This is a genomic window from Flavobacterium sp. (genome assembly GCF_027531905.1).
In the GTDB taxonomy this organism is placed as follows: Bacteria; Bacteroidota; Bacteroidia; order Flavobacteriales; family Flavobacteriaceae; genus Flavobacterium.
This window is the reverse complement of record NZ_JAPZSU010000045.1, coordinates 1-16,404: the sequence shown is the minus strand read 5'-3', so window position 1 is coordinate 16,404 and position 16,404 is coordinate 1. Positions and strand designations below refer to the sequence as shown.

The window sequence follows — 16,404 nt, the reverse complement described above, 5'->3', positions numbered from 1 at the left end:
ATGAAGAAAATTTTACTATTCATTGCTTTTTTTTATGGTATGCACCACGAACTCTATGCTCAAGCTGTTCCGGCTGAGGATGGAGTTGTTTCGTTTTCCCTTCCGATACGAAATTCTTTAAAATACAATCGATTTGTAATCAATCCTACCTTTAGTTTTGTCCGTGAACAAAATACTGTAGCGACTTTATATAGTAAAAGACAATGGGTTCAATTTGATAATGCTCCCACTACTTATTTTGCCAGTTATTCAGGACGTTTTTTAGAAAATCAAGGAGTAGGTTTAGGTGTTTTTAAACAAAATTATGGTGTACTTGCGACTTTTGGTGCGGTAGCCAACTTTACACATAATGTCATTTTAGAACAAGATAGTAACCTTACTTTTGGGTTAAATTTAGGTGCATATAAGAGTGGTTTGGACGCTGGAAAAGTCATCACAAACGGCATTGCGGATCCTTCTTTAAACAATATTCCTTCCAATTTTTTACTTACGGTTAGTCCAGGGATTAATTATGGAACTACTTTTTTAGATTTTGGTTTAGCATTAAATAATATCGTTAGTTACAATTTTGGTACTTCCAATATGCTTAAGGATGATCCAGAAAAAGCGATCCAAGCCCATATTATGTATACGGGATATTTGGATTCCTATGGTTTTTTCGACAAAAGTAAATTCTCTGCTCTAGTACGTTCTGAGTTCAAAAAAGATAAAACGGTTGTTTCTGGATTGGCCATGTTTTCAATTCCTATGGGTGTTTGGGCACAAGCTGGATACAATAGCTTATATGGAGTCTCTGGAGGTATTGGTTTAAATATTACTTCTACTATTTCAATTGAATATAATTTTGAAAAGGCGATGGGTGCTTTCGATAATTTTGGTGCCTCACATGATATTGTTTTGGCCTACAAATTCAAAAACAAAACGTATTATTATGGAGATGATGAAGAAGAAGGTGCTTTAATTAAGCCAAATGAAGCTCCAACGAAACCTTCAGCAAAACCTATAAGTACCCAACCGAAACAAAGTACTTTGCTTTCTCCAGTCGATAAAGCTAATCTAGAAGCTGCTCGATTAGAAGCACAAGCGGCTAGAGAAGCCATGCGTCAAGCTAAATTAAAGGAAATAGCGGATGCTAAAGCGAAAGCTGATGCGGAAGCGCAACAAAAAGCTGCAGCCGATGCTAAAGCCAAAGCCGATGCAGAAGCCGAGCGTCTTCGTCAAGAAAAAATAGCAGAGGATGCTAAGGCAAAAGCCGAAGCAGTGGCAAAACAAAAATTAACCGCGGATGCTAAAGCCAAAGCTGACGCTGAAGCTGTGCGTCTTCGTCAAGCAAAATTAGCAGCGGATGCTAAAGCTAAAGCAGATGCAGAAGCCGAGCGTCTTCGTCAAGAAAAAATAGCTGCGGATGCTAAGGCAAAAGCCGATGCCGAAGCACAACAAAAAGCAGCAGCCGATGCTAAAGCCAAAGCCGATGCAGAAGCCGAGCGTGTACGTCAAGCCAAATTAGCTTCGGATGCTAAGGCAAAAGCGGATGCTGAAGCGCAACAAAAAGCAGCAGCCGATGCTAAAGCCAAAGCAGATGCAGAAGCCGAGCGTGTTCGTCAAGAAAAAATAGCTTCGGATGCTAAGGCAAAAGCCGATGCGGAAGCACAACAAAAAGCAGCAGCCGATGCTAAAGCCAAAGCGGATGCAGAAGCCGAGCGTGTACGTCAAGCCAAATTAGCTTCGGATGCTAAGGCAAAAGCGGATGCTGAAGCGCAACAAAAAGCAGCAGCCGATGCGAAAGCTAAAGCCGATGCAGAAGCCGAGCGTCTTCGTCAAGAAAAAATGGCTTCGGAGGCTAAGGCAAAAGCCGATGCGGAAGCGCAACAAAAAGCAGCAGCCGATGCTAAAGCCAAAGCGGATGCAGAAGCCGAGCGTGTTCGTCAAGAAAAAATAGCTGTGGATGCTAAGGCAAAAGCTGATGCAGAAGCAGAAAAAATTCGTTTAGCGAAAGTAGCCGCCGCCGCTGCGATAGTTCCTGTGGTTAAAGACGAAAGTGCTAAAGCAATTGATAATTTGGCTAAACAAGCTGAAGAATCGGGCAAAATGCAGAAATCTCTGATTGCGCAATTGGATCAAAAAGTAGCCAATAAAGCGAAGGAGTTAAGAGAGATGAAAGAAGAAAATGATTTAAGCGAGCAAGGTATTGTTAAAGAGCCTCAGGAAATTAAGAGTTCTTCTAATGATAATGCCGCTATTGAATCGTTGAAATCTCAAATCGCAGCATTGAATAAAATGCAAGAGGATAACCTCAGTAGAATTAAAAGCTTGTATGATGAACGCATCAAAAAAGGAGCAAGTCCTACAGATGCTTTAAGTGTAAGCTATTTAAAATCTATAGATCAATTAAAAGCAGAGCAAGTAACTAGTATACAAAGTAATAATAAATTGTTACAAACGTTAGATAATATTAAAGTTGCGGTAGAGATAGAGAAAAAACGTAGAATCAAACGAGCGAATTCATTGAATGACACGGATCGTTATGCTCAAGATCAAGCCACGTTGAAACGCATTAAGGAAACGACTAAAGTTAGTTCGACTCCGCTTAAAGAAAGTGATTTTGATTTTGGTGAAGAACAATCGAACATGCAAATTATGAAACGTGTAGCCAATACAGAAAGTGCTTTCTATGTGGTGTTAGCGGTTCATAAAGATATAGCCAAACGCGATAAATTCTTAGCACAAATGGTAGCTTCGGGTCAACGTAATGTTTCGTTTTTCTACGACGCTAGCACTAGTAGCTATTATATTTATGCGACTAAGTTCGAGACCATTCAAGAAGCTCAAGGAGAAATGGTGAACAAAGGCAAACAACCGTTTACAAGTAAAATGGCCATTATTAAAGTAGAAAATTAAAATGATAGAATGAGCTTGAATCCTACTAGCTAGTAGATTTTAAGTCATGAAGAGACAGTGATGAAAAAATTAAATTTAAGAACGAAATTATAAATACCATATTCTTTTATGCTGATTTCTGCCCCAAAGAAATCAGTATGAAGACCTTAATACAATGCCAAAACCATGAAAAAACCTACTATTTTACAAATGTTATCTTTGGAAAATTTATGCCCTTTTTCCAAAAACTTATCGTTGCTTCTTGCCAAATTTGTTATCACAAATCCGATGACTAACAAACTGAAAAATCGATTCCTATCCCATGCTTTTGCTTTGGTAGGAATTTTGTTTTTTATGACTCAATCATCTAATGGACAAAATTTAAAATCGTTCGATATTCGATTTGACAGGAATGTAAAAGGAGATCAATTGTTGATTGGGAATAATATCCTGAGTGTGAACAATAATGATTTCAATGATAATGGAGTGTTTAATTCAGATGTTGATATGCAATATGTGGATATTGATGGTGATACTGGTACGTTTAGTTCTAGTAGTGCTGTACTGACCATTCCTAATTCTAATGCTCCTGGGACTCCTTGTTATAAGATAGCCTATGCAGCTTTATATTGGTCGGCGATTATTAGAGATGGTGATAACTCGTTGGATAGAACTAAATTTACTACTATCAAATTCAAAACGCCAGTAGGGGGATATAATACCGTAACAGGGCAATTAATTTATGATGCGATTAATCAGACCGATGGAATTGGAGCAAGTAAAAACAGACCTTATGCCTGTTATGCAGATGTTTCTTCTTTAGTACAACCTTTAGCCAATGCTAATGGAACGTATACTGTTGCTAATGTTTTGTCGAGTGTTGGTAAAAATGGAAGCACGGGATTATCTGCTGGTTGGTCGTTGTATATTGTTTATGAAGATCCTAATTTGCCTGCACGTTCTATTACTTCTTATGATGGTTTTAGTGGGATTGGAGGAGCAACTACTTTGGACATCAATGTTACCGGTTTCAGAACCATTCCTGTAGGCCCTGTAAATGCAAGTTTTGCATTTGCAGCCTTAGAAGGGGATAAACCCATAAAAGGGGACTATTTGGAAATTAATGGGGTGAGGCAAAGTGCAGCGACAGCCTCAGGAACTACTTTGAGAGCAACAGACAATTTTTTCAATAGCTCGATCACTTATATTGATCCAATTACTAAAAACACAGCCGATTTTTCCTCACCCAATCGTATTCCTGCGAGTAGCAATACTTTGGGTTATGATACGGGAATTATTACTATAAAAAATGACAATAATTCCGCAATAGGTAACAACGTAACTTCCGCCAAAATAACTTTGGGAAGTACGCAAGACGTTTACTTTTATTATTTTAATGCTATTGCTGTTGAAATTATTGAACCTAAAATCATCTTAACTAAAACAACTTTAAAAGGCGTAGCTCCTCTTCCAAATAATGCTCCAGTAGGATTAGGCGAACAATTGACATATCAACTTCAATTTCAAAATGTAGGCAACGACAATGCCAAAAACTTTACCATTACCGATCAATTACCGGCTAATACTATCTTTAATTATCCAGTTGATATTGATCCATTATTACCAGCAGGAGTGACGCATACCTACAATGCAACTACAAGAACCATTACATTTACCGTCCCGGATAATTTAGTGTTAAAAAATGGTAGTAAAAGTGTACCGATACTTTTTAAAGTGCAAGTTGTTCCTACTTGTGCCAATTTAACAGAGCCATGTAACAACATTATAAAGAACACTGCCAGATCCAAGTATACAGGTCAAATCAACACCAATGGAGGATTGGGCTTTGGAGAGGACAGTTATGCTTCCTTTTCAGCTTGTACTATTAGTGTGCCCGAATCGACTAACTTTTTAGTAGGAGTAGACGATTGTAAAAAAAGGAATGATGTCTTGTGTGGTGACAATGTAACCATTTCAGCTACTGGGGGATATGCTTCTTATTCTTGGTCGACGAGTCCAACGGGGACTCCGGTAATCGGGACTTCTCAAACGCTTACGGTTACAAAACCGGGTACGTACTATGTAAAAAATACAGCAACACCCCCGTGTGTCGATTTAGAGGAAATAATTACTGTAGCAGACTATGCCGCGAAACCTGCAAATCCTTTAATTCAGTATGCCGATAACAAAAATCCAGCTACAGGTTTAATTGATCAGTGTGTTAATGATGGTAGTATATTGCCTAAAATTTTCTTGTGTGGGCAATCAGCCAGTAAACTGCTTGATTTATCTAGTTTAGGAGCTACAAAAATAACTTGGGAAACTACTACTTGTGTACCAGATCCTAATTTATCAGACTTATGTGCCAATGTAAGTCCGACCTGTACTTGGACAACGGCTGCTCCTGATGGTAACACTTTTACAGCCAATGCTTCGGGACAATATAGGGTGTCTATTTATTTTGGGGGATGTTTTAGTCGTTTTTACTTTAATGTATATAAAAACCCACTAAACCCTACTGCTACCAAAAAAGATATGATTTGTGGGAATAATGGAAACATTACCATCAATGGTGTTGGAGCAGGATACGAATATAGTTTGACTAAAACGTCAGGCTATCAATCAAGTAATACTTTTAGCATTGCTACTGCTGGTACGTACACAGTTTACATTAGACAAGTGGGCGTAGTTACTAATCCTTGTATTTTTGAAGTAAGTGGCATCCAGATTTATAAAATTGACTTCAATCCTATAGCGCCCTTCATCACACAACCGTTGTGTCATGATTCCAAAGGAAGTATAAAGGTTTATGGAACAGGTTATAACGGCGCACAATACACATACGAATTGTTTAAAGGCGGAGTTTCTATTGAAAAGGTAATTAATAGCACGGCTTCAGAATATGAATTTACGAATAAAGATGCCGGAGATTATACCTTCAGGGTAAGTACTTTAGACGGATGTAGCTACAATGGAGTGGCTAAAATTATTGCCCCAGCTGCCTTAACAGCATCCCCAGCAATCACCAAACCCTTAACTTGTACTAATGGTGAAATTACGGTTACACCAAGCAATGGTACAGCTCCTTTTTATTATTATGTTAACGGATCCACAATTGGCCAAACCGATCCTAAAATTGTCATTACCACTGCAGGTACTTACGCTATCAAAGTCGTGGATAAAAACAATTGTGAATTTAATATTCCACCCATAACCATCAATGCGAATCCTAAACCGGATTTCTCATTGACAAGCACTAACATTTTATGTTATGGTGCCAATACGGGAGAAATTAAATTTAATGTAACCAATGCGAATGGCTACACCCTGGCTTACAGTATCAACAATGGGGTGACTTATGTGGCTAACGGTACTTTTTCTAGTCTACCACCAGGCACCTATACTCCTGTGTTAAAATACAGCTTGAGTGGTGTGGATTGTTTTGAAACAAGACCCAACATTAGTATTACCCAGCCAGCAGAAGCGGTAACGGCTTCGATGGGGGTGTCTGAATTGGCTGGTTGTGGAGATGTTTCATTGGGAATTCCAAAAAATTACGGTAGAGTTCGTATCACCAATCCTCAAGGAGGAGTCGCGCCTTACCAATACAGTTTCGACAATCAGGCGACTTGGACCACGGTAAATGATGCTTATAAAGCTCCAGGGACATACACTTTGTATGTAAAAGATACTAATGGCTGTATTTTTAGCGCTTCGGTGACCATTGATCCAGAACCGGCGGCTCCACAGATAGATGTAAATACACCAGTAGATTTTAATTGTGATGGTACGGCAACGAGTACCGTTACCGTGACTAACCCAGGCGGTTCCACCTATACTTATGATTATTATTTGGATGGTACAAAAAACACGAATGTTCCAAGTAATGTATTCCTGAATGTATCTCCTGGCCCACACAATATCAAAGTAGAATACAAATTAAATACAGTACCTACTTTTAGTAATTTGTTGTATGAAAACTTCGGATATGGAGATGACACCACTTCTCCAGGAATGAATGCTACGTATTACTGCTTCGAAAGGCAAGTACTAGCTACACAATGTAGAGGTAGTATTGCTATAAATGACGGAGATTATTCTGTAACCGCAAGAATTGTTGCGCCTTTTGGACCTTGGCTGCAACCGGGAGATCACACACCGCCTACAGTACCTCCAACACCAAAAGGAAGGTGTTTGGTAGTAAATATTGGTAGTCAAATACCAGAAACCGAGATTTTATACGAAAAAATTATTAATAATATCATTCCAAATCAGCCCATTACGTTTGAGTTCTTTGCGATGAATTTGTTGAATAAAAATAACTTTCAGTTTGATCCCGATTTGAGAGTGGCTTTAGTTGATGCTTCAGGAACCGAAATTTCGTGGTACAATACAGGAAATATCCCAAAATCAGAAAAATGGGAAAATTATCCTAAAACCGCTTTTACTTTAGATCCTAAAACGAATACAACACTTAAGTTTATTGTACGTTCCAATGTCAGACAAACCAGTGGTAACGATGTAGCTATTGATGACATCAAAGTATTTCAACTCCCAAAAACGTGTACTACAACAAAAGACTTTACTATTGTAGTGCCTACAGGTAAAGCTTTTACTTCACAAATTTCAGGCAACAAAAGCGTGACCTGTAATGGCGAAAGCAATGGAGAAATTACCATTGCTGCTCAAAATTTTGACCCGATCAAAGGATTTGAATATTCTAAAGATAACGGTGTTACCTGGCAAACTTCTACTACTTCTCCTGTAAAGCTTACCTCTTTGGGCGCAGCTTTATACAAAGTTGTAGTACGCCCTGTAGGTGCTACAGTGACGACTTGTTCTAAACCATTTGATGTTACGATTAGTGCGCCTCCAACTTTGACGCTAAGTGCTTCAGAAACAAAGAAAGCGACTTGTACTACCGGTGCTACCATCACGGCTGTTGCTGGTGGGGGAACCCCAGCGTATGAGTATGAGTTGCGTCAGACTGACGGACTAACTGTTGTATCTGGTTTTGCGTTCAGCAATAATGGAGGCATATTCAACAATGTTCCTGTAGGTACTTATACTGTTTTTGTAAGAGATGCGAACAGCTGTTCAAACCCTGTGGGAGTGGGCGTAGCTGTAACTGCTGTACCAGCGATATCCGCAGTCTTAGATAGCACAACAGATTATTGTTATACTACCGCCAATCCTGCTAAATTAGATGTAAAAGTTACGGGTGGTACTGGACGTTTTACTTATCAACTCAATGCTAATGCAGCGGTAAGCTCAGCCGCTACAACGTATTCCTTTACTAATGTAGCGCCAGGTACCCATACTATTGTTGTAACGGATAGCAACAATTGTTCAGCGACCATTTCAAATATAGTTATTGCCCCACAACAAGGGTTTGCAGTGTCTTTAATCGATGATTTAACTTGTATAGCTGATGCAAAGATTGATAATCCAGTAGTTACCGGAGGAAATGGTGGACCTTATACCTATACCAGAAGTTTTAATGGTGTAGGAGCAATTGCAACTACTTTCCCATTTACTACTAATACTGCGGGTACTTATGTGTTTACCGTAACGGATAGCAAAGGCTGTCCTGCCACTAGTAACACCATTATAGTTACTGCCAAAACTACCCCAACGATTGCCACGAGCAAAACAGACATTACGTGTAACAATGCGAACGACGGAACCATTACCGTAATGGCAGCTGGAGGTTTTACAAGTGCTTATATTTATATACTAACAGGCCCTAAAAATGTTACCCAAGCAACTAATAAATTTACAGCATTACCAGCTGGAACTTATACTGTAAGTGTTACCGATAGCAAAGGATGTCCTTCGGCAACACAATCGGTAATAATTGCAAATCCTGCACTAATAACTGCTAATGCCACCCTAACGACTTCATTTACATGTAGTCCTACCAATACAAAACAAGCCGCATTAATAACAGTTACTCCAACAGGAGGAACAGGAGGGTACACCTATAGTTATAACAATGGAGCTTCTTTTGGATCTAGTAATACTTTGACAGTTAATGACAACGGAACCACACAATCCATTAAAATTATTGTTAAAGATGCTAATGGTTGTTTGTCTGCTATGGAACTAATTGATTTAGCACCGTTGAATCCACCAACGATTGCTACCATTAGCAATACGCCAATTTATTGTGCACCTCCTACAAGTACGACTAGTATAGTAACTGTGCCTGTAACTGCTGGTACTGGAGTAGCACCATTGGCCTATACAATTATTTCGGGACCTGTAACAAACACAACAGGAGCAACAACTGGAATCTTTTCAGGATTGACTGCTGGTACTTATGTGTTTAGAGTAACAGATGCCAATGGTTGTTATGCGACCAAATCTCATAATGTACCTGCACTAACCCCAATTGCAGTTACTGCGACTAAATTGACCGATGTAGATTGTTTCGGAAATACTACGGGTTCTGCAATATTCACGGTTTCTAGTTTTAGTAGTACAGGAAATTATAACATTACTGTATCTTCTACTCCAGCAAGTTTGCCTTACACTTTGAGTCCATCGGGAGATGTGCGTACTTTGACAGGTTTAGTTGCAGGTACCTATACTTTTAGTGTTACTGATATTTTAACAGGTTGTACGGATAGTAAATCTGTTACTATTACGCAGCCAACTGCAGCTTTAACAATTACTAATGCAACTGCAACTAACGTATTCTGTAGTAATGACAATTCACAAATTACAGTAACAGCTACAGGCGGAACTACTAATTATGGTTATGCTGCGGTTATTTCTGGTGCTTCAGCCCCTACTGTTTTTGGAACTTCTAATGTTATTACTGTAGATACCAATTCTGGAGCAAATCTAGTTTGGGATGTATATGTAAGAGATGCGAAAGGTTGTACCACGCTACCGTTTCCCGTTACTATAATTAATAATGGTTCTCCAATAGTAACTGCATCAGTCACTAATCAATGTTCTGCTAGTGGAAGTACATTCCAAATTGTGGCTGTTGGATCAAGTGGTTTAGCTCCTTATACTTATACTATCAATACAGGTTTGGCGCCAAGTCCAGCGAATACGTTTACAGTAGCAGCAGGAACTTATACCATCACAGTAAGAGATGCTAATGGTTGTCCAGCGACTACAACCGTTATCGTTAACCAAGCATTATCGGCAACTGCATTGGTAACAAAAGATATTACTTGTTCATTACCTCAAGAGGCTACGATAAAAGTTGATGTTTTAGGCGGACTCGCTCCTTTTAGTTATAAAGTAGATATTGATGGTGCTGGTTTTGGTGCAGCTACTTCTTTTGGAGGAACAACATTTAATTACACCGATACAGGTATTACCACTGGAAAATCATATCGTTTTGAAATTACAGATGCGAACGGTTGTCCTAGAATCACAAATGTTGTGAACACTATTACACCAACACCAGTTGCAGCTACAACATCGATAACAAATTTGACATGTTATCAATCAGGAAATGGTGTGGTAACCATAAATCCTACGGCAGGTGTAGCACCATTTCAATATAGTTTTAACGGTTCTGGTTTTTCTACAGTTTCTACTTATTCTAATCTTGCAGCTTCTACAGGTCTTGGTTATCCTTATGTTGTAAGAGATAGTAAAGGATGTTTATACCCAGGATATGCAGTTGTGAATCAACCTACCGAGATAACTTATACGGTTACCCCGGTTAATATGACCTGTACTGCCGCAATTGTAGCTGGTTCAATTACAGTTAACGCAATTACAAATGGTGTTGCACCTTTCAATTATACTCTGAGAAACCTTACAACAGGTGTAGTTTTAACACATTCAGATCTTACAGGTTCCAGTTATACTTTTCCTAACTTAGGATTTGGTAATTATGAAGTAATTGTATCGGATAATACAGGCTGTTCTAAGTCAACGACTGGTATACAAGTGCTTTCTCCACCAGACGATTTATTCATAGATCTTTATACAACTGCTGATTGTACAAATGGAGCTACAATCATTGTAAGTGTTAATCCTACTCCAATTCCTTCTTCTCCAGATTATGAATTTGGTATATACGATTTAGCCGTATTTCCGTATAGTAGTAGTTTTTTAGCGCCAGATGGTGCAGCTTTACCAGATAATTTGAAAAAAACATTTACAAACTTAACCCCAGGTGTTGTTTATACATTTGTCGTAAGAGATAATATAACAGGTTGTTATTATTTTGAAAAAGCTTCTGGGCCTATACCTCCTTTAACTGGATTAACATCTAATCCAATTGTGGCTAACAATGTTACATGTACAGGAACAGCTACGGGTAGTGTTACCTTTACTCTAGATAATTACACAGCCACAAGTGTTAATTGGGAGATATTTTCTGATCAAACCAATGTTTCAACTGGAATTTCTGGGACTATATCGACATCAGCCCCTTCAACGATTACTTCTCCTTCTGGTCTTGTTCCAGGTACTTACTATGTTAAGTTTACAGAAGTTGGTGGGTCATATAATGGTTGTACAAGTGCGTCTGCTACTTTTTCAATTATTGAATCTCCAGTACTTTTAGATTTAAATGCTTCTGCAACTAAAAATGACAATTGTAATACTAATGCAGGTCAAGTTGTTGGAGTAGCGAATGGTGGTACCGCGCCGTATCGCTTTATCCTTAACACCTCTAATACAGCACCAGCTCTAAGTGATCCCTTATGGAATGCACCAAGTACATTTAATGTAGAGTCAGGAAATTATTATGTATGGGTTAAAGATAGTAGAGGTTGTATTGTTGGAAAACCAGTTTCAGTTTTACTTGACCCAACCCCAGTTATTGCTTTATCAATAGTAAACAAATGTGCGCCACAAGGTACTTTTGGTATTACCGTGACAGCTACGACAGCAGGAACAGGTGCTTATACTATCAGTGTAGACGGAGGTACTTTTGCTAGTATTCCTGGTTTACCACATACCGTTACAGGATTAAATTCTGGTTTACATACAATCATTATCAAAGACGCTAATGGTTGTACTGATACTGAAACAATAACTATTGATGAGCCATTAGTAGCTACACCTGCTATTACTGCATTACCAACTTGTGCTAATAATGATGGTGTAATTACAATGTCTGGAGCTGGTGGTCCTGTTGCGGGTACTTATATCTATACGATTGCGCCAACCTTTCCAAGCGTTGTGATAAATAGTACAACAGGAGTTATTTCTGGTTTACCAGCAGGAACATACACGGTGACAATGACTGATACCGCGACACCAACTAATTGTACTACAACTGCTGTAGTTACTTTAGGAGCTCCAACTCCAGTTACATTTACCACGGCTACTACTCCAGCATTATGTGTAGGAGATAATAATGGAACTATAACTGTGACTTTAGGAGCGGGTAATAACAACCCAAGTTATACGTATGAAATTATTGCAGGGCCTCAATTGGCAGTTGCTCAATCTTCAAATATATTCACAGGTTTACTACCAGGAACTTATACCGTTAGAGTAAATTCTGGAAGAGGTTGTAGACTTGACGATACGAATGTAATTGTTGCTCCAGCTACTCCATTAACTGCTACTGCTACTTTCCCAGCCAATACTACTTGTAGCACAGTTACTGTAATTACAGTTTCAGCTGGTGGAGGTACAAGCTCAGGCTATTTATATAATTTTAATGGATTAGGCTACACTTCTGATCCTACTTATAAGGTAAATGATAATGGAAGTATTCAAACTATAAGTTATAGAGTAAAAGATGCGAATGGTTGCGAAACTTTACTTCAAACTATAGATGTTAATCCATTAAACAAACCAACTGACTTGAATTTTGTAGTTTCTACTGCGCCAACTTGTCCAGCACCAACATCAGGTGTTACAGTAACCGCTACCAATGGAGTGGGTGCATTGACATTCGAAATTGTTCAGTTTAATGGTGCTCCAACAACGCTTTATCCAGCACAAATTACCGCAGGGTTTGCTGTTCCAGCAGTATTTAACAATTTACCAGTTGGAGATTATTTGTTTCAAGTAACCGATGCAAATGGGTGTACGTACCAAGAATCACACACTGTAGCTCCAGTGACTAACATTACTGTTGCGGCTTCGGCTAGTACTGATGTGACTTGTTTTGGTTTAGCCAATGGTACTGCTACTTTCAAAGTAACGGATTTCACAAGCTACACTGCGGTTTTAACAGTTGGAACAGGAACACCTTTCATTGCAGGTGATATAATAACTTTGACTGGTTTAGTACCTGGTAATTATACCTTGCAAGTAACGGATGCCACAACGGGTTGTACAGACGATGTGTCTTTTGTTATTGCTGAACCAATCGCTTTAGGTTTAAGTTTAATTAGTAATGTAAATGCAAATTGTAATTCAGGAGCCATAGTTACGGTTCAAGGAACAAATGGAACGCCAAATTACACCTATGCATTTGTTGCAAACAACGTAACACCTATACCGACAGATTATACAGTAAGCAACAATGCTACATTAGCTGTTACTTTACCTAGTCCTAATGAATATGATGTATGGGTAAAAGATGCTAACGGTTGTACATTTAAATTAGATGTTACCGTAGTTATGGATGCTAATCCAACTAACATTACCTTAGATACAACTACATTCAGTGAATGTCCAGATCCAATCAATGGAACGTACACCTTTACTGTTAAACCACCAACCGGAGTTGGTCCGTTTCAATATAGCATTGGTGGTGGTTTCCAAAATAGCCCAACGTTTGTAGTTAATGCTCCAGGAAGTTATGATGTAACAGTAAAAGATAAAAATGGTTGTCCAACAACAGCTACAGCATTAGTGGTGATTCGTCAACCGCTTGTTTTAACGCCGACAGTTACGACTCCTGTTTCTTGTGCGAATGGTGATGGTGTAATATCTGTAAGTACGACAGGTGGTTCAGGAACTTATCAATACAAAATCGATACTGGTGCGTATCCTATGACTACTCCATTTACTGGCTTAGCATTTGGCACGCACAGAGTATTTGTTCGTGATATAGCTACAGGTTGTGAAGTGTTTGCTGATATTGATTTACAACAAGCAACTCCAATCACAGGTTTTGACTTAGCTAAAACTGAAGTGACGTGCAACGGAGGATCGGATGGTACGATTACAGCAACTATGTTTACACCAGCACCTGGCGTAAATGATAATCCAGTGTATACGTATACTTTGACGGGAACTACAACTGTAGGTAATCTACCTGTAGCGCGACCTGCTCAGGATTCTCCATTATTCAGTGGTTTGAGAGCGGGCACGTATACCGTAGTGGTTTCTTCGGCTAGGGCTTGTACGGATACTAAAACGATCACTATAGTCGAACCAGCACTAATTGTCGTACCAACGATTACCCCTGTTCCATTCGGTTGTACATCAGGCAATGCACGTAACTTAGCTACGATTACGGTTGCAGGAGTTACTGGTGGTTCAAGCACGTACTTGAATTATGAATTTATTAAGAATGGTACTCCAGTGCAATTTGGCGCTAGTAACGTATACACCGAAGGGGATCTTTCAGGAGGTTCTTATATTGTGAATGTGTATGACAATAAAGGATGTAAGGGAACGTCTACCACTCCAATTATCATTGCTCCTTATGTACAATTGGATAAAATAAATGTGAATGTTACGCGCCCGATTACTTGTCTTTTATCTGAAAACATTACCGTTTCGGCAACAACAATAGGTACAGGAACAACGGATTTAGAATTTAGTTTGGTAGATATTGATGCCTCAACAGGAACACAAGGAACATTATATACTAAACAAACCAATAAAACAGGTAATTTTTCTAACTTACCAGTAGGTAATTATTTTATTACGGTTAAAAACCTATTGACCAATTGCGAAATCATTGGCGTACACTACGTAAACGAACCGAACACCTTTGACTTAACCATTGACAATGTAGTAGACGTAACTTGTCTTGGAGGAACTAACGGAAGTGCGAGAGTGACTTTAATCGATAGAGTTCCTACTCCAATAGATAATGCAGGACCATTTGATTATACTGTAGAAGATGCTCTTGGAAATTTAATACAAAATGCTTCTTCAACAGCAACAGGCACGGTGAACTTGACCAACTTAGCTAAGGGAACCTATACGATTACTGCGACTTTGACAGGTCCACCAAACTGTACCGTAAGTAAAAACTTTACGATTACAGGGCCGAATGTTGCTTTAGCGATAGATAAATCGTTTACAGAAATTACTTGTGTAGCAGGTAATAATGATGGTTCAATATCGGCTACTGCTACTGGTGGATGGCCAGGAGGTTATGAATTCCGTTTGGAAAAAATTGGGACTGTAATTCCTATTGCTGATTGGAGTACGACTAGTACTTTTGAAGGCTTAACCGCTGGAAATTATGTAGTGAAAGTGAGAGATTCAAGAGGATGTGAAGTGTTCACTACAGTTGATTTGAATAACCCAACGCCAATTGCTTTTACGACCACTACTACCAATGCCGCACTTTTATGTAAAGGCGATAGAACTGCTAGTATTTCCGTAAACCAACCTGTAACAGGCGGTCAAGGAACGAATTACTTGTACACCTTGAATACGACTTCGGTAACGCCAATGATTAGTTCAGGCCCACAAGCGGATCCCGTGTTTACGAATTTGGGAGCAGGAACCTATACCGTAACAGTAACCGATGGCTGGGGTTGTGGTACGACTTCTACCACTCCGATTGGGATTACTGAGCCAACAGAGGTTGTGCCTACTTTGGTATTGGCTTCGACGCAAACGTGTACCATTTTATCAACGCTTACCTTGAGTGCTACAGGTGGCACAGGTACATATACCTATAGTGCAGATGGTAGTTTTAATCCAACGGGTTCTTTACTTACGTATGGCACTTTTGCGACAACAACAACCATACTGAATGTACCAGTAGGCACTTACCGTTACTATGTGCGTGATGGGAACCAATGTATTAGTGTCGTTTCGAATGATATTAAAATAGAACCGCTACCTGTTTTGAAAGTAGATCTTGATGTACAAAATGCGAAAATCAATTGTAAAGGTGATGCCAATGGAGTGATTGTAGCTACCGCAACCGGTGGTTTAGGTAATTATGTCTATACATTATTAAATGGTGTTGGTGGTGCATTAGGCTTCACTCCAGTACAAACCACGCCTGGTAATTTCACCCAATTGCGTGCAGGAACCTATAAAGTTCGAGTAGATAGCGAGGATTGTAATGTGGTTTCTACAGGTATTGTAACTATTACAGAACCTTTAGTGCCAGTTACTGCAACAGCTGTACCAACACCAGTAACTTGTAACGGAGCAGCCAATGGTATCATCACCGTAACCGCTTCTGGTGGAACGGGAACAATGAAATATGCGATTGAGCCACGTTTGGATCAGTTCTTTGATACAGGCGTTTTTGATGAATTAGCACCGGGAACCTACCAAGTTATTGCACAAGATGAAAACGGTTGTTTTGTTCTTTTATCAGCAACCATTACCGAGCCTCAAGCTATTTTCGTAAATACGGTAGCCGGTTCAGAAGTGCAAGAACTT

General features: G+C 39.2%; 2 protein-coding genes. Both read left to right on the top strand.

Annotated elements, in window-relative coordinates:
- On the top strand, window positions 1-2,898 hold the full coding sequence (locus O9307_RS11720; RefSeq protein ID WP_298299459.1) for a PorP/SprF family type IX secretion system membrane protein: 2,898 nt from the start codon (window positions 1-3) through the stop codon (window positions 2,896-2,898).
- Window positions 2,899-3,063: 165 nt separating this feature from the next.
- On the top strand, window positions 3,064-16,404 hold a 13,341-nt coding region (locus tag O9307_RS11715; RefSeq protein WP_298299456.1), incomplete at its 3' end, for a SprB repeat-containing protein.

Bases quoted from the DNA above. Each gene is read 5' to 3' on its own strand.
- O9307_RS11720 (WP_298299459.1), top strand. From the start codon at position 1: ATGAAGAAAATTTTACTATTCATTGCTTTTTTTTATGGTATGCACCAC.